The organism is Arthrobacter sp. SD76 (genome assembly GCF_049726125.1).
Lineage (GTDB): Bacteria > Actinomycetota > Actinomycetes > Actinomycetales > Micrococcaceae > Arthrobacter > Arthrobacter nitrophenolicus.
Genome location: NZ_JBNBLR010000001.1, coordinates 2,436,198 through 2,460,243 on the forward strand (window position 1 = coordinate 2,436,198; position 24,046 = coordinate 2,460,243).

Annotated in this window: 13 protein-coding genes and 8 pseudogenes; 7 read left to right on the top strand and 14 right to left on the bottom strand. The window is 66.1% G+C overall.

Annotation, left to right across the window (positions count from 1 at the left end; translation table 11 throughout):
• Positions 1 to 6: 6 nt before the first annotated feature.
• The 11 genes and pseudogenes from ftsW to dinB form a co-directional block, all read right to left on the bottom strand.
• On the bottom strand, positions 7 to 1,344 hold the full coding sequence (gene ftsW, locus ACPEE0_RS11950) for a putative lipid II flippase FtsW (RefSeq protein WP_009358618.1): 1,338 nt from the start codon (positions 1,342 to 1,344) through the stop codon (positions 7 to 9).
• Between the two features lie 2 nt (positions 1,345 to 1,346).
• A pseudogene (murD, locus tag ACPEE0_RS11955) lies at positions 1,347 to 2,922 on the bottom strand (UDP-N-acetylmuramoyl-L-alanine--D-glutamate ligase).
• A complete protein-coding gene (gene mraY / locus ACPEE0_RS11960) occupies positions 2,904 to 4,013 on the bottom strand; it encodes a phospho-N-acetylmuramoyl-pentapeptide-transferase (RefSeq protein WP_133352199.1) in 1,110 nt (369 codons plus the stop codon). The pseudogene murD and the gene mraY overlap by 19 nt, the downstream one beginning before the upstream one ends.
• Positions 4,010 to 5,472: pseudogene (locus tag ACPEE0_RS11965) on the bottom strand (UDP-N-acetylmuramoyl-tripeptide--D-alanyl-D-alanine ligase). Before ACPEE0_RS11965 ends, mraY begins: the two are co-directional and overlap by 4 nt.
• 6 nt (positions 5,473 to 5,478) lie before the next feature.
• Positions 5,479 to 7,107, bottom strand: a complete 1,629-nt coding sequence (locus ACPEE0_RS11970) for a UDP-N-acetylmuramoyl-L-alanyl-D-glutamate--2,6-diaminopimelate ligase (RefSeq protein WP_424574546.1) — start codon at positions 7,105 to 7,107, stop codon at positions 5,479 to 5,481.
• An 86-nt stretch (positions 7,108 to 7,193) separates the two neighbouring features.
• Positions 7,194 to 8,985, bottom strand: a pseudogene (locus ACPEE0_RS11975) (peptidoglycan D,D-transpeptidase FtsI family protein).
• Between the two features lie 47 nt (positions 8,986 to 9,032).
• Positions 9,033 to 9,735, bottom strand: a pseudogene (locus tag ACPEE0_RS11980) (hypothetical protein).
• A pseudogene (rsmH, locus tag ACPEE0_RS11985) lies at positions 9,732 to 10,723 on the bottom strand (16S rRNA (cytosine(1402)-N(4))-methyltransferase RsmH). The pseudogenes ACPEE0_RS11980 and rsmH overlap by 4 nt, the downstream one beginning before the upstream one ends.
• A 166-nt stretch (positions 10,724 to 10,889) precedes the next feature.
• Positions 10,890 to 11,317, bottom strand: a pseudogene (gene mraZ / locus ACPEE0_RS11990) (division/cell wall cluster transcriptional repressor MraZ).
• Positions 11,318 to 11,694: 377 nt separating this feature from the next.
• Positions 11,695 to 12,068 (bottom strand): annotated as a pseudogene (locus ACPEE0_RS11995) (DUF3040 domain-containing protein).
• A 276-nt stretch (positions 12,069 to 12,344) separates the two neighbouring features.
• A pseudogene (gene dinB / locus ACPEE0_RS12000) lies at positions 12,345 to 13,500 on the bottom strand (DNA polymerase IV).
• A 140-nt stretch (positions 13,501 to 13,640) separates the two neighbouring features.
• Between dinB and ACPEE0_RS12005 the strand changes: the two are divergent.
• Entirely contained in the window at positions 13,641 to 14,168 is a 528-nt protein-coding gene (locus ACPEE0_RS12005; protein WP_009358611.1) for a hypothetical protein, read from the top strand.
• Complete coding sequence (locus ACPEE0_RS12010) at positions 14,165 to 15,259, top strand: polyprenyl synthetase family protein (RefSeq protein WP_354176249.1); 1,095 nt, start codon at positions 14,165 to 14,167, stop codon at positions 15,257 to 15,259. Before ACPEE0_RS12005 ends, ACPEE0_RS12010 begins: the two co-directional genes overlap by 4 nt.
• Before the next feature lie 9 nt (positions 15,260 to 15,268).
• On the opposite strand, the gene ACPEE0_RS12015 is transcribed toward ACPEE0_RS12010, so the two are convergent.
• On the bottom strand, positions 15,269 to 15,622 hold the full coding sequence (locus tag ACPEE0_RS12015; RefSeq protein ID WP_165976991.1) for an Rv2175c family DNA-binding protein: 354 nt from the start codon (positions 15,620 to 15,622) through the stop codon (positions 15,269 to 15,271).
• A 243-nt stretch (positions 15,623 to 15,865) separates the two neighbouring features.
• Here ACPEE0_RS12015 and ACPEE0_RS12020 point away from each other — a divergent pair, with 243 nt between their 5' ends.
• Positions 15,866 to 17,239, top strand: a complete 1,374-nt coding sequence (locus tag ACPEE0_RS12020) for a LysM peptidoglycan-binding domain-containing protein (RefSeq protein ID WP_424574547.1) — start codon at positions 15,866 to 15,868, stop codon at positions 17,237 to 17,239.
• A 101-nt stretch (positions 17,240 to 17,340) separates the two neighbouring features.
• Positions 17,341 to 19,581: a protein kinase domain-containing protein gene (locus ACPEE0_RS12025; RefSeq protein ID WP_424574548.1), complete on the top strand. Its 2,241-nt coding sequence runs from the start codon at positions 17,341 to 17,343 to the stop codon at positions 19,579 to 19,581.
• Here the strand turns inward: ACPEE0_RS12025 and ACPEE0_RS12030 are convergent.
• Both ACPEE0_RS12030 and ACPEE0_RS12035 read right to left on the bottom strand, forming a co-directional pair.
• Positions 19,494 to 20,888 (bottom strand): class II 3-deoxy-7-phosphoheptulonate synthase, encoded by a 1,395-nt coding sequence (locus ACPEE0_RS12030; RefSeq protein WP_009358608.1) that lies wholly within the window; start codon positions 20,886 to 20,888, stop codon positions 19,494 to 19,496. The two genes, ACPEE0_RS12025 and ACPEE0_RS12030, sit on opposite strands and share 88 nt — an antisense overlap.
• 91 nt (positions 20,889 to 20,979) lie before the next feature.
• Positions 20,980 to 21,795 (bottom strand): lysophospholipid acyltransferase family protein, encoded by an 816-nt coding sequence (locus tag ACPEE0_RS12035; protein ID WP_424574549.1) that lies wholly within the window; start codon positions 21,793 to 21,795, stop codon positions 20,980 to 20,982.
• Positions 21,796 to 21,906: 111 nt separating this feature from the next.
• On the opposite strand from ACPEE0_RS12035, the gene ACPEE0_RS12040 reads away from it, so the two are divergent.
• From ACPEE0_RS12040 to ACPEE0_RS12050, 3 genes are read left to right on the top strand one after another with little or no spacing between them, the layout of a single operon-like run.
• Positions 21,907 to 22,695 (top strand): alpha/beta hydrolase, encoded by a 789-nt coding sequence (locus ACPEE0_RS12040; protein ID WP_424574550.1) that lies wholly within the window; start codon positions 21,907 to 21,909, stop codon positions 22,693 to 22,695.
• Positions 22,692 to 23,495: an alpha/beta hydrolase gene (locus ACPEE0_RS12045; protein ID WP_009358605.1), complete on the top strand. Its 804-nt coding sequence runs from the start codon at positions 22,692 to 22,694 to the stop codon at positions 23,493 to 23,495. The genes ACPEE0_RS12040 and ACPEE0_RS12045 overlap by 4 nt, the downstream gene beginning before the upstream one ends.
• Positions 23,482 to 24,042, top strand: a complete 561-nt coding sequence (locus tag ACPEE0_RS12050; RefSeq protein ID WP_424574551.1) for a hypothetical protein — start codon at positions 23,482 to 23,484, stop codon at positions 24,040 to 24,042. Before ACPEE0_RS12045 ends, ACPEE0_RS12050 begins: the two co-directional genes overlap by 14 nt.
• The last annotated feature ends 4 nt before the right edge of the window (positions 24,043 to 24,046 follow it).

Consider the following 24,046-nt stretch of genomic DNA (forward strand, 5'->3'; position numbering starts at 1 on the left):
CTCGGATCAGGCACGCTTTCTTGCAGTCTTCTTCTTCGCAGCAGCCCCGCGGCTCCTGCCCTTGAACTTCAGCATCTTCTTGGGGCGGATGGCGGGCGCCATCTGCTCCCGGGCCAGCGACAGCACCACGCCGACGGCGCAGAGCGACATCAGCAGGGCCGAACCGCCATAGGAGATGAAAGGCAAGGGCACGCCAATGACGGGCATCAGCCCGGTGACGACGGCCATGTTGACGGTCGCCTGGCCCAGCAGCCACACCATGATGGTTCCGGCAAGGACCCGGTGGAACATGTCCTCCTGGGCCACCACCACGCGGTAGATGGCCGCGCCGAGGATCGCAAACAGGATCAGGACGACGACGGTGCCCACCAGGCCGAGTTCCTCGCCGATGATGGCGAAGATGAAGTCGTTGTGGGCTTCCGGGATCCAGCTGTACTTTTGCCGGCTCTGGCCGAGTCCCACGCCGAACCAGCCGCCGGAGGCCAGTCCGTAGAGGCCGTTTGTTGCCTGGTAGTTGGCGTCGATGCCGTCGGCACAGGATTCACCGGTCCACCAGGATGTGATGCGGCAGACCCGGTTGGAGCTGGTCACGGCCATGACGGCCGTTCCGGCGGCCGCCGCCAGGCCGGCGATGCCGAAGAGGTAGAGGGGCGCCCCGGCGAAGAACAGCGCTGCAGCGGTGATCATCATGATGATCATGGCGGTGCCGAGGTCGTTGCCCACCAGGACCAGGACAATAACCGCGGCCGCCATGGGGACGGCGGGAATGGCAACGTGCTGCCAGCGGCTCAGAAGCCGGCCCTTGATGGCCAGTACCGTTGCCATCCAGAGGGCGAGAGCAAGCTTTGACGCCTCGGACGGCTGGAAGGTGATGCCGCCCAGGTCGATCCAGTTCTTGTTGCCGTTGACCTCGGCGCCCACCAGCTGGACCAGGACCAGCAGCGCCAGGGCAATGCCGATCGCCGGCCAGGCGAGCCGCTTCAGCCAGACCACATTGATGCGTGAAAGCACGAACATGGTGAAGATGCCGATGGCAGCAAACATGCCCTGCTTCAGGGCATCGCCGTAAGGCGACTTGCCCGCTGCGATGGACTCGACGCTGGAAGCGGAAAGGACCATCATGATCCCGATTGCCGTCAGGGCAAGGGTGGAGCCCAGGATGAGGTAGTACGTGGAGCCGTTCCGGGAGGTTCCGTTGCCCTCGAGGGCGGACCAGAACCTGCGGTACGCATTCCGCAGTTTGCGGGGCAGGGTTGCCTGCCGGCTTGCGGACGTTGCGGAGGAGCCGGGGCCGGGCGTGCGGACCTGTCGTTTGGCTGGCGGCCGGGTGGGCGTGCTGGCCATTCTTACTCCTCGCCGGTCTGTCCCTGCCCTTCCACCAGCCCGCGGACAGCTGCGATGAATGTGTCACCACGGTGAGCATAGGAAGAGAACTGATCCATGGAAGCAGCTGCCGGAGCCATCAGCACGGTGTCGCCGGAGGCGGCCTGCCGGGCGGCGGACGCAACGGCCAGCGACATTACCTGTTCCCCGGACAAGGGGGAACCTGATTCGTCGGCACCCGCTGCGGCAGTCTGCACTTCTTCAGTGTCGCCCGGTACGGCCTCGATCACCGGGACATCCGGCGCGTGTCGCTGGAGGGCGGCGGTGAGGACCGAGGTGTCCTTGCCGATCAGCACCACGGCTTTCAGCCGGGAGGCGTGCTCACGCACCAGGTCGTCATAGGAGACGCCCTTCGACAGGCCCCCCCGCTATCCAGACCACATTGGTGAAGGCGGCAAGGGAGGCCGAGGCCGCGTGTGGGTTGGTGGCCTTGGAATCGTTGACCCAGAGTACGCCGTTGTGGCGGGCCACGGGCTGGATGCGGTGGTCCCCGGGGATGTAGTCCCGGATGCCCTGCCGCACGGCGGCTGCATCCACCCCGTAGGCACGGACCAGTCCGGCGGCAGCGAGGGCGTTGGCCACCATGTGGCGGGGCGCGAAGGCGCCGAGGTCCTTCATCGACGCGAGCTCGGCCGCGCTGTCCTTGCGTTCCTCGATGAAGGCCCGGTCCACCAAGAGCCCTTCAACCACGCCGAGCATGCTGATGGCGGGCGTGACCGTGGTGAACCCGATGGCCCGGCATCCTTCCACGACGTCGGCGTTCTCCACCATGCGCTCGGTCTCAAACTGTTCAGCGTTGTACAGGCAGGCTTTTTGGGTCTGCTCGTAGACCTTTGCCTTGTCCGCCAGGTATGAGTCGTACGAGCCGTGCCAGTCCACATGGTCTTCGGCGACGTTGAGGCAGACGCTTGCCACCGGGGAGAGCGATTCGGCCCAGTGCAGCTGGAAGCTGGACAGTTCGACAGCGAAGACGTCGTACTCTACGGGGTCCCGGATGGCATCGAGGATGGGCGTGCCCACGTTTCCCACGGCGACGGCTTTGAGTCCGGCCGCGCGGAGCATCGACTCGGTGAGGCCCACCGTGGTGGTCTTCCCGTTGGTGCCGGTGATGGCGAGCCAGTCGGCGGTCTTCCGGCCTTCCCTGGTCCGTACCCGCCAGGCAAGCTCCACGTCGCCCCAGACGGGGATGTGGGCACGGGCCGCGGCAGCGAGGAGCGCCTGGTCGGGCCGCCAGCCCGGCGAGGTGACAATAAGCTCCGGAAGTTCGCCGTCGATCCGGGGGATCCGGGAGACTGCGTCCTCCCCCAGCAGGACGTCGGCTGCGCCGACGATCTTCAGGGTCTCGGCATGGGCTTTGGCTTTCTCGGTGGTGGCGGCGTCCACCACCACCACGCGGGCACCCAGTTCGATCAGGGTGTCGGCCGCGGCGAAACCGGAAACGCCGATGCCGGTGACGGCCACGCGCAGGCCGCTCCAGTCGGAGTCCCAGGAAACGAGGTTCTGCAGGCGGGGGGAAACGGTCACAGCAATACAACCCATTCAGCGTAGAAGATGCCAAGGCCCACGGCCACGAACAGTCCGCCCAGGATCCAGAAACGGACCACCACCGTCACTTCCGCCCAGCCCTTGAGTTCGAAATGGTGCTGCAGCGGTGCCATTTTGAAGACGCGTTTGCCTCCGGTGGCCTTGAAGTAGCCCACCTGGATGATGACGGACAGGGTGATCAGGACGAAGAGGCCGCCGATGATTCCAAGCAGCAGTTCGGTCCGGGACAGGATGGCGAAGCCGGCGATGGCGCCGCCGATGGCAAGCGATCCGGTGTCGCCCATGAAGATCTTGGCCGGTGAGGTGTTCCACCAGAGGAAGCCCACCAGGGCCGCGCTCATGATGGCCGCCAGCAGCGCGAGGTCAAGGGGATCCCGCACGGAGTAGCAGCCGCTGCCGGCTTCCCTCGGGGAACCACAGGCCTGGTTGCTTTGCCAGATGCCCATCAGGGTGTAGGCGCCGAAGACCATGACGGAAGCACCGGCCGCCAGCCCATCGAGGCCGTCCGTGAGGTTGACGCCATTGGTGGCGGCCGTGACGATCAGGTTGGACCAGATCACGAAAAGGATGGCGCCCAGGACGGTTCCGCCGAAAGCCAGGTCCAGCCAGGGCAAGTCCCGGACCAGCGAGATCTTGGTGGACGCCGGCGCCAGTCCGTCCTCGTTCGGAAAGTTGAGGGCCAGCACGGCAAAGATGATGCCCACCGCGGCCTGCAGGATGAGCTTAGCCTTGGCGTTGAGGCCCAGGCTGCGTTGCCGCGAAATCTTGATGAAGTCGTCAAGGAAGCCGACGAGCCCCATTCCCACCATCAGGAAGAGCAGGATGAGGGCTGACGCGGACGGACCGGGTGAGTCCGGATTCATCATGAACATGATGAGGTGGGTGAGTCCGTAGGCCAGCAGGACTGCGGCCACCACAACTGTTCCGCCCATGGTGGGCGTTCCGCGCTTGGTGTGGTGCGAGGTAGGACCGTCGTCGCGGATGAACTGGCCGTAGCCGCGGCGGACCAGGAGCCGGATGAAGAGCGGTGTTCCCACCAGGGCGCACAGCAGGGCGAGCCCGGCGCCGATCAAAAGTGCAATCACAGCAGAGTGCTCCTTTCATCGGCGGGTTGGCGGGTTGGGGGTAATGCTATCCGATCGCCTAAATGGCGCAGTCCCACGCTGTTGGAGGACTTGAACAGCACCAGGTCCCCGGGCTGGAGTTCCGCGTTCAGGAGTTCGAAGGCTTCCTCGGCAGTCTCCGCGAAGATGCATTCGTCCCCCCAGGACCCTTCCTGCACGGCAGAAACGTAGAGGGGACGCGCTTCGCGGCCCACCACTACCAGCCGGGAGATGTTGAGCCGGACCACCTGGGTGCCCACGGCGGTGTGTTCCCGGATGGAGTCGTCCCCGAGTTCAAGCATGGCGCCGAGGACGGCCCAGGTGCGCCGTCCGCGCCCCAGGTCGGCGAGGGTCCGGAGGGCGGCCCGCATGGACTCCGGGTTTGCGTTGTAGGCGTCGTTGATGACGGTGACGCCGTCGGCCCGGTCGGTCCGTTCCATCCGCCAGCGGCTGGCAGCCGTCTGGCTGCTCAGCCCGGAGGCGATGTCCGCGCCGGGGATGCCTGCGGCAAAGGCCGCGGCCGCCGCTGCAAGGAGGTTGGCCGTGTGGTGGGCGCCGATGAGGCGGCTGGAGACGTGGTGCGGCCCGTCGCCGTCCGGCAGCAGGAGGTCGAACTCCGGATTGCCGCCGGCGTTGGTGTCGGCCTTGAGGGCCTGGACGGCGGCGTCGCCGCGACCTTCCGCGGAGAAGCCGAGCACCGTAGCCGTGGTGCGGCTGCGCATCGCGGCCACCCTGTCGTCGTCGAGGTTGATGATGGCCGTTCCGGCGGCGGAAAGGCCCTCTACCATCTCGCCCTTGGCCAGGGCAATGTTCTCCACTCCCCGAACTCACCGGCATGCGCAGTCCCGACGCCGAGGACAACCCCGATATCAGGCTTGACCATCTCAGCCAGGTAGCGGATGTGCCCGATGCCGGTGGCACCCATCTCGATCACCAGGTAGCGGGTGTCGGTGTCCGCACGGAACACGGTGAGCGGCACTCCGACCTCGCCGTTGTAGGACCCCTGCGGCGCCACGGTGTTGCCGTGGGCAGAGAAAATTCCGGCCAGCAGGTCCTTGGTGGTGGTCTTTCCGGCGGAGCCGGTGATGCCCACCACTGTCAGTTCCCCGCCTGCTGCAGCCCTCGCCGCACGGATCCTGCGGACGGCCTCTGCCGCCAGCGCACCCATGGCCAGGACGGCGTCGGGAACCAGGATGGAGGGGTATGGAAGCCCATCCGGCCCGGCCACGGGCCGCTCGGCAAGGGCCAGGACAGCCCCGGCTTCAAAAGCGGCCGGGAGGAAGTCGTGGCCGTCCGCGAACTCGCCCGGCTTTGCGACGTAAAGCGAACCTGTTGTGGCTTCGCGTGAATCCGTAACCACCGTAAGGGGCGTGATTCCGGGATCGGCGTCCAGGCGCCCGCTGGTGATTTCGGCGATCTCCGCCGCAGTAAATGCAATCATCTCGGTCTAGGACTCTATCCGGTCGTCTTGGAGAACGTTGAATCCCCTGGCTGTCAAGGCGCTCCGCAGTTCCACCCGGTCATCGAGGGCAAGGTTGACGCCCTTCACTTCCTGCCAGACCTCGTGGCCGCGTCCTGCAACAAGAATGGTGTCCTGCGGCCGCGCAAGCTCCACTGCCCGGCGGATCGCCTCGTCACGGGGAAACACCTCCAGCAGTTCGCACGTCAGGCCCTCGCTGGCCTTCTCCTCCTGCGCCCCGGCCAGGACGTCCCGGCGGATGGCGGCCGCGTCCTCGTCGTGGGGGTCGTCGTCGGTGACGATGACGGTGTCCGCAAGCCGCGCCGCGATGGCACCCATGGCCGGCCGCTTGCCCTGGTCCCGCTGCCCGGTGGCGCCGAAGACCACGATGAGCCGGGAATCCGGCTGCGGCGAACGGACCGCGTCCAGGGCCCTTGCCAGCGCATCGGTGTTGTGCGCGAAGTCCACCACCGCAGCCGGTTCCTCGGAGATCAGCTGCATGCGGCCGGGGACCGCCACGGTGAAGGGATCCGCGGCGTCCAGGGCTGCCTGCAGGTCCGCGGGTTCAACGCCGGACTGGAGCACCATGAGTGCCGCGAGGGCGGCGTTGGCCACGTTGAAGCTTCCGGGAAGGCCGGTGTGGAGGCGCAGTTCGGTGCCCTGTGGACCGTGAAGCGTGAACTCCGTGCCCAGTCCGCGCGGGGACGCCGAGGCGACTGTCCAGTCCGCCGCAGTCCCCGGCACGGTGCCGAGGGTGGTGACCGGCACCGCCGTGGCGCCGGCAAGGCGCCGGCCCCACTCGTCGTCGACCGTCACAACAGCCTTGCGTGCCCTGCCGGGCGTGAACAGCTCAGCCTTGGTGGCGAAGTAGTCGTCCATGGTGTGGTGCAGGTCGAGGTGGTCCTGCGTGAGGTTGGTGAAGCCGGCGACGTCGAACATCAGCCCGTCCACCCGCTGGTAGGAGATGGCGTGGGAGGAAACCTCCATGGCAGCGGCGGCCAGTCCCCGTTCGCGCATCAGCGCCAGCAGCCCGTGCACGTCGGTCGACTCCGGCGTGGTGAGCAGGCTTGGAATGGGGTCGCCGCCGGCAAGGATCTCGATGGTGCCGATCAGCCCGGCCCGCTTGCCAAGGGCGGCCAGCAGGGAGGCGATGAAGTACGTCGTGGTGGTCTTGCCGTTCGTGCCGGTGACACCGAACAGCTGCAGGGACCGGTCGGCACCTGACTGGCTGCGGTAGATCAGGGCCGACAACGGCCCCACCACATTGCGCGGGGCGTCCACGACCAGCACGGGCACCGGCGTTTCTGCGGACAATGCCAGCATCCGCGCGCCGGCCTCGTCCGTCAGCACCGCCACCGCCCCCGCCTCAATCGCCTGGGCGGCGAAATCGGCGCCATGGCGGGCAGCACCGGGAAGCGCAACGTAGAGATCGCCAGGTTCCACTGCCCGGGAGTCAAGGGAGATGCCGGTCACTGATGTTTCCGCATCGGGTCCGGGAACGCTGACGCCCACAGCGTCACCAATGCTGCCGAGCGGCAGCGCCTCCACGGCCGAAGGCCGGAACCGGGCATTGGTGGCAGGAGCGGCGCTGTCCTGGGGCGGGGTGAACTCAGACAAGGGATCTCCGATGGTGCTAGTGGAAAGTGGCCGGCGCAGAGGGGACCGGATCAGCGGGCTGCTGGTCCGGGCTCCAGGCCGGGATGCTACTTGGCGAACTGGGGCAGCCTGGTCGGCTCGCCGGTGGACGGCTGGACGTTATACGTCCGCAGTGCCTGGCTCATCACCGACCGGAAGACCGGCCCGTTGGTAATCCCGTAGATGCTGCCCTTGGGCCGCTGGAGTACCACCTCAACAATAAACCGCGGATCATCCATGGGGGCCATGCCCACCAGGGAAGCTGTGTAGCCGCAGTAGCCGGCGCCGTCATCGCACGGTGACTCCGAGGTGCCCGTCTTCGCCCCCACGCGGTAGCCGTCAATGCCGGCATCCTTGATCTGGCCTTCGGTGACGGCGCTCTCCAGGATGTCCTGGACCTGCTCGGCCGTGTCCTCCGAGACGATCCGCCGCGAGGGCGCTGCGGGCACCTTCTCCTCCGCGCCGTCGGGCGAAACATAGGAGTCGATCAGGCGCGGCTGGAGCATGACCCCGTTGTTGGCAATGGACTGGAACGCCCGCACCGTCTGCAGGGTGGACTGGGACACCCCCTGCCCGAACAGGACCGTGTATTCCTGCCGGCCGTCCCATTGCTCCCAGTGGGTCAGGATGCCGGACGCTTCGGCGGGAAGCCCGATGTCCGGCGCCTCGCCGATACCGAACTTCTGCAGCCATTCGTAACGCTGTTGCTTGCTGAGCCGCTGCCCGGCCATCACCGTGCCGGTGTTCATCGAATAGCCGAGGATGCCGGCCAGGGTCCGTTCCTCAGTGCCGTGGGCGAAGGAGTCGCTGAACGTCTGGCCGTCCACGGTGTAGGAGGGACCCAGGGTGAACGTGTCCAGCGGACTGGCTTTTCCCTCCTCGATCAGGGCGGCAACCGTCATCATCTTCTGTACGGATCCGGGCTCGTAGGCGGCCGTGACGGCCCGCACTCCGCGGTCCTTGGCGGCCACCCTGCCGGGATCATTCGGGGTCCGGGGCATTGGTGTCCGCCATGGCCACCAGGTCCCCCGTCTTGGCATCCATCACGATGATGCTGCCCCACTCGGCGCCGAGCTTGTCCGATTGGCTTTGGATGGCCTGCTGGGCGAAGTACTGAAGATCCGAGTTGATGGTGAGCTTGATGTCCTTGCCGTCCTGCGGCGGCGTCAGTTCGTCCATGCCGACCGGGATCCGCAGGCCGTCCGCCCCGATCTCGAAGAGCCGCTTGCCGTCCTTGCCCCGAAGAAGTTCATCCTGGGTCTGCTCGATGCCTGCCTGGCCGGTGCTGCCGTCCTTCAGGAAGCCGATAATGCCGCCGGCCACGGAACCGTTGGGATAAACGCGCTTGCTGACGCCTTCCGTGACGATGCCCGGGATCTGCAGTTTCGAGATGCGGTCTTCAACGTCCGGCTTCACGTCCTTGGCCACGATGTAGTACGGCCGCTCACCGGTCACGGCTTCACGGATGGCGTCCTTGTCCATCCCCAGGGCGGCAGCTAATTCGGTGAGCCCCTGGTCCCGGGACACGTCCACCAGCTTTTCGTTGGCTTCGTCGAGCCGCTTGAAGGTTTCGGTCTTGGTGTTGACCCGCTGGTCCACCACCACGTTGTAGCGGATGACACTGTTGGCCAGGACGGTGCCGTTCGAGTCCAGGATGCTTCCCCGCTCGGCCGGCAGGACTGTCTCGGTCATCCGCTTGTCGAGGGCGGCCGCTGCCATGCCGCCAACATCCAGTCCCTGGACCAGGAAGAGCTTGCCGCCCACCACCAGCAGGAGGGTCAGCATGATGCCGAGCCCCAGGCGCAGCCGCCGGGTGGCGTTGGGTACCTTGTCTGCCGGTTTGCCGGTCCTCTGCGCCACCGTGGAATTCCTTGCTGTTAGTCCCTGTTACCTGCCGGATGTCCTGGCTACTGCCCCGGGACCTTCTGCTGCGGCACGGGTACCGTGCCGCCATGAAGCTCAACCGGGGGGTGCCGACGGGGCGGGCGGAGCTGCCGGCGGCTGGGTCTGTTCCTTGGCCTGGCCGGCGGGAGCGTCCGCGGCGGGGGTTTGGGCTGCGGGCGCTGCCGCTTCCACCGGTTTGCGGCTCTCCAGCGGCTCCCCCTTTGTTGCCGGCGGGACCACCAGGAGCTGGCCGGCGACGGCCGGGGCAGGGATGACTGCACCCTCGGAGCCGCCCTTAACTGCCGGTGTCGCCTTGCCCGTCACGGAAAGGGTGGACAGATCGATCTGGCCCTTGACGGTGGACGCCACCATGCCCAGGTCCTTGGCCTTGGCGGCCAGGTTCTGCGGAGCCTCGAAGTTCTGCACCTGCTGGGTGAGGTCCTGGTTCTGCTTGGTCAGGGTGCTCTGCCTGGCGCGCAGTTCCACGAGCTGGTACTGCGCGGTGGAGACCGAGATGTTCAGGACCAGGACAGCGATCAGCGCCACGGCAAGCAAGGCAAAGCACAGCACCACGAAGGGGGCGCGGCGCTTCCGGGGCATGCTGCGGACCACGGAGAGCGGCGTGCGGCCCTTCCGGCCGGCACCTGGTGATCCTGCAGGCAGGCTGCTGCTGGCTGCCGAACTGCCGGAGACGACGGGAAAGTTCTTGACGGCAGCGGTGCTCATACAGCTCTCCTGGCTCTGATTCGTTCAGCCGCACGCAGCCTTGCTGAGGCTGCCCGCGGATTTTCGGCGATTTCGGCGGCGGTAGGTACCTCGGTGCCTTTGGTCAGGGTTTTCAGTTCCGGTTTGTGCTCCTCGAGCTCCACGGGAAAGCCGAGGGGCGCCGAGGATTTGGAGCGGGACTGGAAGACGCTCTTCACGATCTTGTCCTCCAGCGAGTGGTAGGACATCACGACGATGCGCCCGCCCAATGCGGTGGAGTCGACTGCTGCCGGGACGGCCCGCTCCAGCACATCGAGTTCTTCGTTAACCTCGATGCGCAGGGCCTGGAACGTCCTCTTGGCCGGGTGTCCCCGGACTTCGCGGCCCCCGCCGGCACAACCGCACGGATCTGGTCCACCAGTTGCCCGGTGGTGGTGAAGGGTGTCTCCGCCCGGGCGGTGACGATGCGGTTGGCTATCCGGCCGGCGAACTTCTCCTCGCCCCACTTCCGGATGATCCTGACCAGCTCTTCTTCGCTGTAATTGTTGACCACGTCTGCCGCGGTCTGGCCACGGCTCGTGTCCATGCGCATGTCAAGGGGGGCGTCGAAGGAGTAGGCGAAGCCGCGCTCCCGCTCGTCGAGCTGCAGTGAGGAAACGCCCAGGTCCATCAGGATCCCGTGGACTTCCGGCACGCCCAGGTCCTCGAGGACGTCCTGGATCTCGTCGTAGACGGCGTGGACCAGGTCCGTGCGGGCTTCGAACGGCGCCAGGCGCTCCCCGGCGAGGGCCAGGGCTTCCTCATCCCGGTCGATGCCGATGAGGTGGAGGTCCGGGAAACGCTGGAGCATCGCCTCGGAGTGGCCGCCCATGCCAAGGGTGGCATCTATTGCCACGGGCGTTTCGCCGCGCAGCCTGGCCGCCTCGAATCCCGGGGCCAGCAAATTGATGCACCGGTCCCGCAGGACCGGCACATGGCGTTCGGACGTGGGCTTCGGTTGTTCGTTCATGCCTCGTCCTTTCTCGCCGTGGTGGTCGCCGTACCCGCTTCTTGGGCGAGATCCCCATCCGCGCCTATCAACCCGCCCGCCTGGCTCCGGGGAAGTGAGTCAGGTTGGCCAGCCGATGGGCGGCTGGAGATCTCGTCCAAGAAACTCCTGTTGCTTATCCGGGATTTCAGAGAATGCCCGGAATGGGATCATCAGTTTCCGAGAAGGCAGTTTCCTTCTCAGCGAGGTATTCATTCCAAGCCTGGGCGTCCCAGATCTCGGCCCGCGAACCCGCCCCGATAACGGCAAGCTCCCTGCCGAGTCCTGCGTACTCCCGGAGCGCGGGTGGAATAGTCACGCGCCCCTGCTTGTCAGGTACCTCGTCAGAGGCTCCAGAGAGAAAACGCGGATGTAGTCACGGGCCTGCTTGGAGGAGATTGGTGCCTCCCGCATCTGCTCATGGACCCGTGCAAATTCCTTCTCACTGAAGACGTAGATGCATCGTTCCTGGCCCCTCGTGAGCACCAGCCCGCTGGCAAGTTCCTCGCGGAACTTAGCGGGGAGAATGATCCGTCCCTTTTCATCCAGACGTGGCGAGTGCGTGCCCAGAAACACTGGCCCACCGCCTGTCCGCTGTCAGGAACTGCACATCCCCAATGTTGCAACCACCCTCTTATGTCCTCCACATTACTCCACTTTCCCCCACAGTCAACGCAAAACGCGCCCAGGCCGAGGGAAGTAATGGGAACTTGACCCCGAAACGGCGCGGATTTTGGGCTGGTGGTGGAAAGTGGAGGGCTTTTACCCAGTCCCCACCTTCCGAAGCACGGCCCGGCGCGCCTGTTGACATGCCCGCAGGAGCCACGAAGGGACAGTGGGAGCCGAGGGCTGGAAAGAAGGCTTAAAGCAAAAAAAGATCCCCTTTCGGGGATCTTTTTTTGAATTGCCCACCCCAGCAGGGGTGGAAAGTGGAGGGGCCAGGGCCCGGGCGGTTATTGCTCGCCCCTGCGCCTTTCATCCCAGCGCTCTTCAAGGCTGCTCATGAAGGAGCTCCTCTGTTTGCCGGACTTTCCGCTGCCGGATTTGGAACAGGTTTTGCCGCGGCCGAACTTCGCATCGTGGCAAAGTAAACGCCGCCGCCCATCACGATGAAGCCCAGGACGCCGACGAAGATGTTCTGCAGCGTGACACCCACCAACAGCAGGAAGACGCCAGCCAGTGCGCAGAGGACGCCGATCACCACATGCCGCGTGGACCAGGACCGTCCGGGGTCGGACCCCATGGAATTCGCGAACTTCGGGTCATCCTCGTGAAGCTGCTTCTCAAGCTGCTCAAGCAGCTTCTGTTCGTGCTCCGACAGCGGCATCACGACCTCCTTTTGTAGGCCAACGTCCGGGCTGGTTCCCAGCCACTACTTCTGCACCATTAACGACTGTTGTTCCTTAGTGGTTCCCGCTTTGCCGGCATTGGCAAAAACGGAAACCAGGCATACAGCCGCGGGAGCGGGAGCATGTCCAAGAGGGTCCGGCAGTAAGTCCAGTCACTCAAAAACTATGTATCTCTAAGGATAGTTTGTTGAGGGCTGTTCTGAAAGACGGCAATCGGCTTCGTGGACGGCCTGCGGACAGGGACCTGGCCCTGGTCAGGCGCCCGTTCCCGGCTCCATCAAACGGGCCGGCAATACCGACTTGTTGCCGAATCTTCTGGCTACCTCATCGAGCGCCTGTTCCGCCGCACGCCAGTTGTCATCCCGGCGGTCAATGCTGAGCTGGAGGGATGTCCGGGAGGCATCCTCCAGCTGCTCCGCCCTTACTCCCACGAGGCGCACAGCCATGCCCCTGTTTCCCGCCGCCTCCAGCAGCTGGAGGACCACCGCGTAGATGAGCTGGGCGCTGTCCACCGGCGTGGGTACTGTCCGGCTGCGGGTGATAGTGGAGAAATCCGCGAAGCGGAGTTTCAAGGCAACAGTCCGCGCCACCATTCCCGAAGCGCGCAACCGCGCGGCGGTACGGTGCGACAGCCGGAGCAGTTCTCGGTGCAGGACCGCCTGGTCAGCGGTGTCCGTGGCGAACGTCTCTTCTGCCCCGATACTTTTTCCAGCCGCACCGGGGTCACCGGGCGGGGTCGATGCCCCAGGAGAGCTGATGGACGTGTTCACCGGTGGCACCCAGTGTCTTCCGGAGTGCTGACACGGGCGTTGCCGCCACGTCCGCAACCGTCCGGATCCCCATTTTGGCCAGGACCTCGGCCGTCTTCGCCCCCACGCCCCACAGCGCGCCGACCGGCAGGCTGTGCAGGTACGGCACTGTTTCATCGGGCCCGATGAGCAGCAGGCCGTCAGGCTTGCACCGGGTGGAGGCAATCTTGGCCACGAACTTGGTCTCGGCTATCCCCACGGAAGCGGTAATGCCCAGCTCCGAGGCAACCTGCCGGCGGACCAATTCTCCGATACCCCTCGGCGGACCGAGCCGGCGGAGGGCTCCGCTGACATCGAGGAAGGCTTCGTCGACACTCAACGGCTCAACGAGTTCGGTGATGGACCCGAAGATGGCCATCAGCTGTGCGGAGACGTCGTAGTACAGCTTGTGGCGCGGCTCGATGATCACCGCCTGCGGACACATCCTGGCAGCAACAGCCATGGGCATGGCGGATTTCACACCGAAGGCCCGGGCCTCGTAGGACGCGGAGAGGACTACCGAGCGCTCTCCCGGAAAACCGACGATCACAGGTTTACCGCGCAGTTCCGGACGCGTCCGCAGTTCCACCGAGACGAAAAAGGCATCCATATCCACGTGCATGATGCACTTGCGCCTGCGGCCCGGAACGCGGGCAGCGGCTGGCTGATTGGTACGGTCTGGCCCCACGACTGCAATCCTAGCTGCCGGTACTGACTAAACTGGAGGCTGCATCCGGCATCAACTCCAGGAGGAAAATCCCTGTGACGGTCTTTGGAAACCTCAAGCCTGCGGGCTTGGCCGCCTTCGCTGCCGGTGCAGCCCTGGCGCTGGCAGCCTGCAGCCCCACTCCGTCAGAGGCACCGGGATCCACTTCCGCCACGTCCGCGCCGGCCGCCACGCAGTCCACCCTGACGGCTTCGCCCAGCCCGTCCGCTTCGCCCAATACCTCCGCCACCGTCGGCGCCGTGGTGGAGGGCTTCCCCCAGCAACTGCTGCCCCTCATGCCTGGTGCCACTGTGGTGTCCAGCAGCTTCGACAAGGCATCAACCCCCGCCACCGCCGCCCTGGTGGCAACGGTGGGAGCACCTCCAGCCGCCGTACTCGATTTTTACACCAAGACCCTCGAGGGGCAGGGCTTCAAGGCGGTCCCCGGCGACGCGGTGGGGGCAGTGGCATCCAAGGACTTTGTCCGGGGCGACAACGAAACTGTGAACGTCGCGGTGGTGGAAGCCGCTGGTGTATCCACCTTCACCATCGGCGCCAACGTGGCAGCTGAGTCAGCCAAGTGACGGCCGCGGAGCAACTGCGGCACGAACAGGCAGACTACGTCGCGGCGGTGGCCGGTGAACTCACCGGATTCCTGACATCGCGGCAGTCTGTCATGTCTGCCATCTCCCCGGATATCGACCCGATCATGGGCTCCATATCCAACCTGGTCACAGGCGGCAAGCGCCTGCGGGCCCTGATGTGCTACTGGGGCTGGCGCGGCGCAGGCGGCGAAGCCAATGCCGTGGAAGTAGTGACTGCAGGTGCCGCCCTGGAGCTGTTCCAGGCCGCCGCCCTCATCCATGACGACATCATCGACCGGTCGGACACCCGGCGGGGAGGACCGAGCGTGCACCGCCGGTTCAGCCAACTGCACGGTGACCAGGGCTGGGCGCTGGACAGCGAACGGTTCGGCCAGGCGGCCGCCATCCTCGCCGGCGACCTGTGCCTGTCCTTCAGCGAGGAAGCCTTCACGGACATCGGCGAGCGGGCAGCCTCGGGAAGCAGGGCGAGGCTGATCTTCAACCTCATGCGCGCAGAAGTCATGGCCGGCCAGTACCTGGACATCCTGGAGGAAGTGGCAGGCCCTGTCCGGGACCGGGCCGGCGCCGTCAGCCGGGCCCAGTCAATCATCCGCTTCAAAAGCGCCAAGTACTCCACTGAGCACCCCCTTGCCCTCGGCGGTGCCCTGGCGGGTGCCTCCAATGACCTGCTGCGTGGATATTCAGCTTTTGCGCTGCCCCTGGGCGAGGCCTTCCAGTTGCGGGACGACGTCCTGGGTGTCTTCGGTGACCCGCTCACTACCGGAAAGCCTGCCGGGGACGACCTGCGCGAAGGCAAGCGGACCGTCCTGGTGGCCCTCGCACTCGACCAGGCAACACCTGCGGAGTCCGCATTCATCGACGCCAGGCTGGGCAGCCCGGATCTTTCGGATGACGACGTGGCGGAGATCCGCAGGATCATCGAGGAATCCGGTGCACTGCAGGCCACGGAGGTTTTGATCAACGAGTTCGGCTCGGCGGCGTTTGAGGCGCTGGAGGCCCTTCCGCTTGAGGAACTGCCCAAGACAGCCCTGCGGAGGCTGGCTGAGGCTACCGTCAGCCGCGCCTCCTAGGGCTGCTTGTCACCAGGCGAGGGTCTGGGCCCGGCGCCTGATCTCGGTCTTGCGGCCCTCCCGCAGCGCGTCGATAGGACGGCCACGCAGTGATTCGTCTTGGGTGAACAGCCAGATGATCAGGTCCTCGTCCGAATACCCGGCATCGGAGAGGACCACAATTGTCCCTTTAAGGCTGTCGACTACCTGCCCATCCTGGATGAATTCCGCGGGCACGGAACGGATATTGCGTTCCCCCACCCTTAATGCGGCCAGTGCCCGCTCATCAATAAGGCTGTGCACCTTGGTGATGGAAACATCCAAAAGGCGGGCTACGTCGGGAAGGGGCAACCATTCGCCCACAAGGTCTTCTACATTACTCACGGATCAAGGTTGCCACGGTGGGCCCCCGGGCGCCTAGTCAATAGACCGAGACCCGCCTCCTGACCTGCGGACACTCCCGAAAATCTTTCCTTGCCGGGATTCCCGGAATTCTTGTGCTATTTCCGGATTCATGAGAGATTCACAGTGTTAACGCTAGTAACAGTAATAACTTGAGTAACACTAGTATCAAGAATGTCAGCGGCATCCCCGTCCGCGCCCGCAGTTGAGAAGAGGATTTTTTCCATGACAATGTCCCGCTCGCCCAAGCGGCCACCCAAGCCGAGCCTGCCAATGATTGCCGCCACCACAGCGGCACTGCCCGCGGTCGTATTGTCCTCCCTGGCTGTGGCCGAGCCTGCTGCTGCGGAAAAGCCTGCCCGCGCCGTTCCTGCAACCCTGGCTGCGGCCATGGAAGCACAGGCTGCACAGGCGAAGGCGGCACACATTCCAGCCGCTGCTGTCTCCACTACCATTCCCACTTTCAAGCCGGCACAGCCGTCGGCACCCGCTGAATACACCATTGCCCGGGGCGACACCATCAGCAGCATTGCCGGGCGCTACGGCCTGAACACCGGGGAAGTCCTGCGGCTCAACAACCTCCAGGCGAACACCCTGATCTACCCGGGACAGAAGATCAAGCTTTCCGGGGAACCGGCAGCACCGGCCGCGCCCGCCGCTGCGCCCGCACCGGCAGCACCTGCAACCGGTGAGGGTGCCACCTACACGGTGAAGCCCGGGGACACGCTGGGGGCGATCGCCGCCCGTCACAACGTGCGCCTCTCCGAAGTCTTCAGCTGGAACAACCTCAACATGCGCTCGATCATCCACCCCGGGCAGAAGATCAAGGTGGGCGGCGGGCAGCCCGCACCGGCTGCCCCCGCCGCAGCGCCGGCACCCGCCGCGGTGCTGGCAAATTCAGCAGCCACCCCTGCTCCGGCTACCGGCTCCTACACCGTCAAGGCCGGTGACAGCCTCTATGCCATCGCGGCACGGCACAACGTCAAGCTCTCCGAGCTCCTGTCCGCCAACCAGATGAACATGGGCACCGTCATCTACCCGGGCAACAAGCTGGTCATTCCCGGCGCTCCCGGCCAGGCACCCGCCCCCCAGCCTGCGGCGGCAGTCACACCGCTGGTACCGAGTTCCTTCCTGGGATTCAGCTATCCGCCCGCCGTGGTCAGCTCGGCCAACGAGAACAAAGCGCTCCTAAACGCGGCTCCGGTTCCGTCCCGCGCCGAGATGCGCAACATCGTGGCCGACACTGCGCGGCGCATGGGCGTCGATCCTGCACTGGCCCTCGCGTTCGCCCACCAGGAGTCTGGCTTCGACCAGCGCGCCGTCTCCCCCGCCAACGCAATCGGCACCATGCAGGTGATCCCCAGCTCTGGCCAGTGGGCCTCGGACCTCGTGGGGCGGAAGCTGAACCTCCTGGACCCGTACGACAACGCAACTGCCGGCGTCGCGATCATCCGGCAGCTCCTGGCAACCAGCAAGGACGAAGACAACGCCATTGCGGGGTACTACCAGGGCCAGTACTCCGTCAGCAAGTACGGCATGTACGACGACACGAAGGCGTACGTGGCTGCCATCAAGGCCCACCGGAAGAACTTCGCATAGCCCCTTTGGGCACCTACTGCGGGGATACGGGGACAGCTGTGGGGAGGGTCCGGACCGATGACGGGTTCGGACCCTTTTCATTGCGGGACTAGGATCGAAGGGTGCAGGAACACGTCTCTGACCCGTTTGTGGGAACGCTGGTGGACAACCGCTACACCGTGCAGTCCCGGCTTGCCCGCGGCGGAATGTCCACGGTCTACCTCGCCGTGGACCAGAGACTGGAGCGCGATGTCGCACTGAAGGTCCTGCACCCGCACCTGGCCGCGGATGAGAGCTTCCTCGGCAGGCTGGGGCGCGAGGCGAAGGCAGCGGCCCGGCTCTCCCACCCCCATGTTGTGGGAGTCCTGGACCAGGGCCATGACGGGCACACCGCCTACCTGGTCATGGAATACATCAAGGGACACACCCTTCGCGACGTCATCAACAGCAAAGGCGCACTGCCGCCGCGGCTGGCACTTGCCCTGGTTGATCCCGTGGTGGAAGGACTGGCCGCTGCGCACACGGCCGGGTTCATCCACCGCGACGTGAAACCGGAAAATGTCCTGATCGCCGACGACGGCAGGATCAAGATCGGCGACTTCGGCCTGGCCCGGGCGGTGACCACGTCCACGAGCTCCGGTACGCTGATGGGAACCGTGGCCTATGTCCCGCCGGAGATTGTCCTGGGCCGGACGGCAGACGCGCGGAGCGACGTCTACTCCGTAGGCATCATGCTGTTTGAAATGCTGACCGGACAACAGCCGTTCAAAGGCGACGTCCCCATCCAGGTGGCCTACCAGCACGTCAACGGGACAGTGGGACCGCCGTCGGCGCTGGTGCCCGGGCTGGCGGGCGAACTGGACGAACTCGTGCAATGGTGTACGGCCAACGACCCCGAAAACCGGCCGGTGGACGCGAATGCACTTCTGCAGGAACTGCGGCACATCCGGACAAACCTGACCGATTCCGAGCTGGACCTGCATCCTCCGGCCGCCGCCGGGACCGCAGTCTCCGCCGCCCCCGATGCCCGGGAGACCGCCCCGGTCCAGGAAGCTGGTTTCCGGAACCACACGGAGTTCATCACGCGGACCAGCAACCCCACCACGGTCATGCCCTCGGGCAGGCCGGCACCGCCCGCCCACGGTCCGGCGCTGGGCCAGGAGTTCCTGCAGCCGGACCGCGGCGCCGCCCCGGGCAGCCATATCCTCACCCCTCCCGGCGAGGACGTTGAGGAGCCCTGGGCGCCCCCGGCACCGCAGCTGAGCAAGCGGGCACAGCGCAAGGCCGGGAAGGAAGACGAGAAGGCAAGGGCGCGCGCGGCCGCGACCCCCGTGCGTTCACTCCGCGAAGGCAGTGCCCGACGGCGGGGCGTCCTGTGGGTGGTGGTCCTGGTCCTCGCGGCCCTGCTCGCCACGGGAGCCGGCTGGTTTTTCGGCATGGGCCCGGGGGCTGCGGCCACCATCCCGGCCGTGGCAAACAGGACGGTGGCGGAAGCCCAGCAGCTCCTCACTGAAGCCGGCTTCAGGTCCACAACGAGGGACGTTTTCGACGACGATGTTCCCAGCGGGCTGGTGGTGGGAAGCGAGCCGGAGGCCGGGACGGAAATCCGGAAATTCCAGCCTGTTTCGCTTTACGTGTCCAAGGGCCCGCAGCTGTTCCCCCTGCCGCAGCTCTCCGGAGGAACGCTGGATGAGGCCAAGGGCGCGCTGAATGGCGCCGGGATGGCGCTGGGTCCAGTGACCGAGGAATTCAACGAGGACGTGCCGGCGGGCATTGTCCTGTCCCAGGATCCGGTTGCCGGGACGCCCGCCAGGCATGGCACGCCGGTAGCAATGGTGGTTTCCAAGGGACCCGAACCCATCCCCGTTCCCTCTGTGGTCGGCCAGGACGAGGACGATGCCATGGACGCCATCGAGGCGGCCGGGCTGAAGGCTGAGGTGGCCCGGGAAGAAGTGTTTGACCGGAACGTGCCGGAGGGCGCGGTTGTCAGCCAGTCGCCGGCCAGCGGGACGCTCACCCGCGGCGGCACCGTGACCCTGACCATCTCCAAGGGCCCGCGCATGGTGGAGGTTCCGAGTTTTATCGGGCGGCAGGCCAACGAAGCCAGGCGTGCGCTCGAGGCGCTGGGCTTCCAGGTCCGCGTCAACAATGTGCTGGGTGGCTTCTTTGGAACCGTCCGGGACCAGGACCCCGTGGACACGGAGGTCCCAGAGGGGTGCCGTTATCACACTGACGGTGGTGTAGGCGGCCGGACCGCCCACACCACCCGGCAGTGTCAGTGCTTGGCGAGTGCGCCGGCCACCAGGAACGCCATTTCCAGCGACTGCATGTGGTTCAGCCGCGGGTCGCAGACCGACTCGTAGCGGTCCAGGAAAGCGTCCTGGTCGATGGGATCGGCGCCGCCAAGGCACTCAGCCACGTCGTCACCGGTCATTTCCACATGCAGGCCGCCGGGCACCGTTCCCAGGGCATGGTGCACCTCGAAGAAGCCGCGCACCTCGTCAATGACGTCGTCGAAGTTCCTCGTCTTGTACCCGTTGGGTGACGTGACGGTGTTGCCGTGCATGGGGTCGGTGACCCAGAGCACCTGGGCGCCGGAGGCAGTGACCTTTTCGACGACGGCGGGCAGCTTTTCCCGGATGTTTCCGGCCCCCATCCGCGTGATGAAGGTCAGGCGCCCCGGTTCGCGTTCCGGGTCGAGCTTGTCGATCAGGCGCAGGGCGTCATCGCCGGTGGTGGAGGGGCCAAGCTTGACGCCGATCGGGTTCCGGACGCGGGACAGGAAGTCCACATGCGCGTGGTCCAGTTCGCGGGTCCGCTCCCCGATCCAGAGGAAGTGGGCCGAGGTGTCGTACGGGAAGCCGGTCCGGGAGTCGATCCGGGTCAGCGCCCGCTCATAGTCCAGCAGCAGGGCCTCGTGGCTGGCGAAGAACTCGACGCGCTTGAGCGCCTCAAAATCCGCACCGCAGGAGTCCATGAACTTGATGGCCCGGTCGATGTCCCTGGCCAGCGACTCGTAGCGGGCGTGGGCAGGGTTTTCGGTGAAGCCCTTGTTCCACTGGTGCACCGAGCGGAGGTCGGCGAAGCCTCCCTGGGTGAATGCCCGGATGAGGTTCAGCGTGGAAGCGGAGGTGTGGTAGGCGCGGAGCATGCGTGAGGCGTCGTGCCCGCGCGATTCAGGCGTGAATTCGTAGCCGTTGACGATGTCGCCGCGGTACGCCGGCAGGGTGACACCGTTCCGGGTCTCGTCATTGGAGGAGCGGGGCTTGGCGAACTGGCCGGCCATCCGGCCCATCTTGATGACGGGCATCGCAGCGCCGTACGTCAGCACGACAGCCATCTGCAGGATGGTCTTGACCCTGGCACTGATCTTGTCCGCCGTGGCGGCCTCGAAGGTCTCCGCGCAGTCGCCGCCCTGCAGGAGGAACGCCTTCCCCTGGGCAGCAGCGGCGAGCCGCTCACGCAGGATGTCCACTTCACCGGCAAACACCAGCGGGGGAAGCACCGAAAGTTCCTTGACGGAGGCGTCGAAGACTTCCTTGTCCTGCCAGCTGGGTTGCTGGGAAATGGGAAGGTCCCGCCAGTCGTCCAGTCCGGGATAGTTGGCGGCTCCGCTCTGGGCGGTGCTGGACAGCGAAAAGGCGGGTTTTGCAGATAGCTCAGTCACCATCTAAGACTAACGGCAGCGCAGGACACCTGGACACCGCACCGTCACGCTGGCCGGCGTCCGCGTCACAACCCCCGGTTGCCAAAGCCGCCCCTCAGCCGGTGGCGGCAGCACCGCCGTCGTCATCCCCCGCCCGCTCCACCGGGGCGGAGCCGGGCCTTGGGTCCCCGGCGCCGGCCCCGCCCGCGGAGGGATCAGGGATTATGGAACCCGCTTCCGGTTCCACCGGTTTGCCCGCCAGCCGGAGCTTCACCACCGCCGCGTACTCGTCAACATATTCCTGCCCGGAAAGCCGCTGCAGTTCGAACATGATCTGGTCCGTGACTTTCCGCTGGACATCGCGGTCCTCGGCCCGGTCACCGTAGGCCGTGAAGTCCAGCGGCTCACCGAAGATCATCCCTATCCTGCGGATGTTCGGAAGCCGCTTGCCGATCGGCTGCACCTTGTCTGTGCCGATCATGGCCACCGGGATGACGGGAACGCCGGCCTGCAAGGCCAGCCGGGCGACGCCCACCTTGCCGCGGTAGAGCCTGGCATCCGGGCTGCGGGTGCCCTCGGGATAGATGCCGAGCAGCCCGCCATGGTTGAGGACGCCCATTCCCGCGCTGAGGGACGCCGCGGATGCGGCACCGCCGGAGCGGTCCATGGGCAGTTGGTTGGTCAACCGGAAGAACAGGGCTGTCAGCCGGCCTTTAATGCCGGTGCCGGTGAAGTATTCCATCTTGGCCAGGAAGACCACGGGGCGGCGGACCATCAGCGGCAGGAAGATGGAATCGGAGAACGACAGGTGGTTGGACGCGAGAATCGCCGCACCCTCGGCGGGGATGTTGTCCAGGCCCTTGACCCAGGGGCGGAAAAGCAGCTTCAGGACCGGACCGAGGAAGATCCTCTTCATGACCCAATAGAACACGTGGTGAACCTCTCCGGAAGGCGGCCCCCAGGCTCCGCATTGGGCCTGGTCAGCAGTTCAATGCAACCCTACTCTAGTGAGATTTGACCGGAACAGTGACACGATGGACTCATGACTGAAAGCAGCATCCCGCCCCGTCCTGCCGCTTTCAGCTATCCCGGCCATGGAGCAAACGCGCAGGTGGGCGTGGCAATCTGCCATGGATTCACCGGCAGCCCGCTGAGCGTGCTGCCGTGGGCGGAGCACCTGGCCGGGCAGGGGTACGCCGTCTCCGTCCCGCTGCTGCCCGGGCACGGTACGGACTGGCGGCAGCTGGCCAGGACAGGGTGGGGCGACTGGTACCGCAGCTACGAAGCCGCTTTCCTGGACCTCCAGGCACGGACCGAAACGTGCTTTGTGGCGGGGCTGTCCATGGGCGGGGCGGTGGCCCTGCTGGCTGCCTCCCGCCATCCGGTGGCAGGGGTGTCGGTGGTGAATCCGGGGTTGAGTTTCTACGACCGCCGCATCCACATCATCGGGGTGCTCAAATACTTCCAGCGGACCACGATCCCCATCCAGGAGGACCAGCCGACGGCGCCCCACACCGAAGACGGCGACTACTCCCGCACGCCGCTGGCAGCCGTGCACGAGCTCAAGAAGCTCTTTGGCGCCGCAATCCGGGGCCTGCCCCGCATCACGGCACCGGTCCAGGTCTTTAAGTCGAGGACGGACATTGTGGTTCCGCCAACCTCCCTCGCATTGCTCCGGCAACGGCTCGGCCCCCGCCTCAGCGAGGTGGTGGACCTTGCCAGCAGCGGGCATGTGGCTACGCTGGACGTGGACGCGCCGGAAATCTTCGCCAGGTCCAGCGCCTTCATCCGCGCCCATGCCCGATTGACCAGCACTTCGGAGACCCCATGACGTCCAGCCCGGACCACAGTCCCTTCACGAGCGCGCCCAGCGGGGACGGGCCCAGGACCGGCGTGGTCCTCTCCCATGGCTTCACCGGCAGCCCGCATGGGCTTCGGGCGTGGGCACAGGCCTTCGCCGCCGCCGGTTTCGCTGTGCGGATGCCCTTGCTGCCGGGGCACGGCACCAACTGGCAGGAGCTCGCCCGGACCCGCTGGCAGCAGTGGCACGGTGCACTGGACGATGCCTACCTCGAACTCGAAGCGGAATGCGACCATGTGTTCGCGGCGGGGCTCAGCATGGGCGGCGCCCTGGCCCTGCGGGTTGCCGCCACGCGTCCCGTGGCGGGAGTGGTGCTGGTCAACCCGGCGCTGGTGATCGACGATCCGCGGGCACCGCTCGCAGGCATCCTCAAACTCGTGCTGAAAAGCACCCCGGCCATTGCCAACGACATCCTGAAGGAAGGCATGGACGAGGGCGCCTATGCCCGTACTCCGGTTGCGGCGGCCCATGAGATGAACAAGATGTTCCGGGACACCATCCGGCTCCTCCCCCGGATCACCGCCCCTGTCCAGGTCTACAAGTCCACCGTGGACCATGTGGTCTCGGACGCAAGCATCGCCGTGCTGCGCCGCCGCCTGGCCTCGGTGCCCGTGGACGTGGTCCGGCTCGACAACAGCTACCACGTGGCCACCATGGACCACGACGCCGAACGCATCTTCGAGGGGTCCGTCCAATTTATCCGCCGGGTGCTGGCCGCCGGCGCAGCCCCTGCGGCCGGAAGCCAGGAGGTGCAGCATGAACAGGCATGACTCCGGCTCCCCCGATTCCGCGGACCAGGGAGCGAACCAGGACGACGCCGTCTGGCTGGACCTGGTAGCACGGCTGGAAGCCGGCACTCCTTCCGGGGCAACGGATCCCCATACGCCGGAACCGGCGTCACCGGCCGAGCCGGAAGATCCGGCTGCCCGCACCGCGTCCTTCCGCGATTTCGACCCCCTGGGCCTGGCGGGCGCGGCCCCGGCCGAACCGTCCGCGGCACAACGCCAGGCCTCGGCCGGCCAGGACCGGAACGCGGATGCGCCGGACGGCCCCCGTGACTACGCCGTGGACGACGACGGTGGCGACTTCATCCCCGAGGAACCCCCGAGCCTGGCCGGCACCGACCCGCTGACCATGCTGGCCTGGCTGGCGGCCGTGGGCGGGCCGATTGCGCTGCTGCTCTCAGCGATGTTCTGGCGTTCCGCGCCGCTGCTGGCGATCGTGGGCATTGTGGCCGCGTTCGTGCTGGGCACCGTGTACCTGATCATGAAGCTGCCGCAGGACAAAAACGAGGACGACGACGGCGCGCGGGTCTAGCTGC